This window comes from Kocuria sp. ZOR0020, from assembly GCF_000800955.1.
GTDB lineage: Bacteria > Actinomycetota > Actinomycetes > Actinomycetales > Micrococcaceae > Kocuria > Kocuria subflava.
Genome location: NZ_JROX01000220.1, coordinates 1 through 1,144 on the forward strand (window position 1 = coordinate 1; position 1,144 = coordinate 1,144).

At 34.9% G+C, this 1,144-nt stretch carries 3 protein-coding genes; all 3 read left to right on the forward strand.

The genetic code is table 11. The features are described from left to right. A partial coding sequence (locus L979_RS16825) for a hypothetical protein (protein WP_047692415.1) occupies positions 1-239 on the forward strand: 239 nt, incomplete at its 5' end. Then, a complete protein-coding gene (locus tag L979_RS15230) occupies positions 226-522 on the forward strand; it encodes a hypothetical protein (RefSeq protein WP_036851118.1) in 297 nt (98 codons plus the stop codon). The genes L979_RS16825 and L979_RS15230, both read left to right, overlap by 14 nt. Further along, positions 519-1,085: a DUF1071 domain-containing protein gene (locus L979_RS15235; protein ID WP_036851120.1), complete on the forward strand. Its 567-nt coding sequence runs from the start codon at positions 519-521 to the stop codon at positions 1,083-1,085. The genes L979_RS15230 and L979_RS15235 overlap by 4 nt, the downstream gene beginning before the upstream one ends. Positions 1,086-1,144: the final 59 nt, after the last annotated feature.

Consider the following 1,144-nt stretch of genomic DNA (forward strand, 5'->3'; position numbering starts at 1 on the left):
CAGAAGAAAAAGCTAGTAAACATTACGCTAGAGGTGTCAGAAAGCTATCTAAAGAGCTTGAGGAAATGAACGAAACAAAGTATAGGGCAGAGCCTAACGAGTGCTTATATGGCTTGATAAGCGAATTATGGAGCTATTGGGGTAAAGGTTGGATCCTGCCTATGCTTAAATATAATATTGAAATTACAAGACAAGGCGACGTCTTCATTGTAGAAAGAGGAGTAAATGGAAACAATTAATATTAAATTTGATGAAAAACAGCTAGAAGAAGTTGTGAAAAAAGTTACTGAAAAACTTAAAAAAGAGAAAGATTCAGATACAGCAAAGGAAAAAGTGTCAGTAATGTATTTAGAATTTAATGAAGCAAATCATGCAAGCGAGAAAGGTAAACTTTACTTTGGGCATGCTTTTCACACTTTGTCAAAAAAGTATGCTTCGGAGTTTTATTTATCTAGTGAATCTGATTTGACAAAAGCCTCAGAGCTTAAAAGCCAAGGTTGGAGAGAAGAGGTTATCGAATGAGTGTATTTGAAGAACTAAGCGTTATTAATGTAAATGATAAGAAAAGCAAAAAGAATAATTTAGATTATCTTAGTTGGGCATATGCATGGTCTGAAGTTAAAAAAGTATATCCTGAAGCTAACAGTAAAGTTTATGAAAATGAACAAGGGTTAAATTATCACACAGACGGTCGCACAGCATGGGTTAAGGTTGGTATGACTATTGAGGGCTTGGAGCACATTGAATACTTGCCTGTAATGGACTATCGTAACCAATCTATCCCAGTTGAAAAACTGACTTCTATGGACGTAAATAAAGCCATTCAGCGTGGACTAGTTAAGGCAATTGCTCGTCATGGTTTAGGGCTATATATTTATGCAAATGAAGATTTACCAGTTCTAACAGAAGAACAAAAAGAGCTTGAAGCAGAAAAACAACGACTTAGAGAGATTCAGCCACTTATAAAACGAGCTGAACAACTAGGATACCAAAATATTGACAGCTTGAAAAATAAGACTAAAAAAGAAATTACCGACATCATGAAGATTTGGTTAGCACAGCAAGAAACAGAAAAAGGGGAATAATTAAATGGCAATCATCACAGTAACAGCACAAGCGAATGAAAAAAATACACGTACAGTAA